The 405-nt window shown below is 60.5% G+C and carries 1 pseudogene; it reads left to right on the top strand.

Annotated features, from left to right (window positions below):
• Positions 1–405: pseudogene (gene groEL / locus BQ8482_RS19735) on the top strand (chaperonin GroEL); the annotation flags it as partial.

Below are 405 nucleotides of genomic sequence, written 5' to 3'. Positions count from 1 at the left end.
ACCGCCGAGACCGAACTCGAAGTGGTCGAGGGCATGCAGTTCGATCGCGGCTATCTCTCGCCTTACTTCGTCACCAACGCCGACAAGATGGTTGCGGATCTGGAAGACGCCTACATCCTTCTCCACGAGAAGAAGCTCTCCAACCTGCAGGCCATGTTGCCGATCCTCGAGGCTGTCGTGCAGACCTCGAAGCCGCTGGTCATCATCTCGGAAGACGTCGAAGGCGAGGCCCTGGCCACGCTCGTCGTCAACAAGCTGCGTGGCGGCCTGAAGATCGCCGCCGTCAAGGCGCCGGGCTTCGGTGATCGCCGCAAGGCCATGCTGGAAGACATCGCTATCCTTACCGGTGGCCAGGTCATTTCCGAAGACCTCGGCATCAAGCTCGAGAATGTCGGCCTCAACATG

It is taken from the genome of Mesorhizobium delmotii, from assembly GCF_900149755.1.
GTDB lineage: Bacteria > Pseudomonadota > Alphaproteobacteria > Rhizobiales > Rhizobiaceae > Mesorhizobium > Mesorhizobium delmotii.
This window is presented reverse-complemented; position numbering and strand designations above follow the sequence as displayed.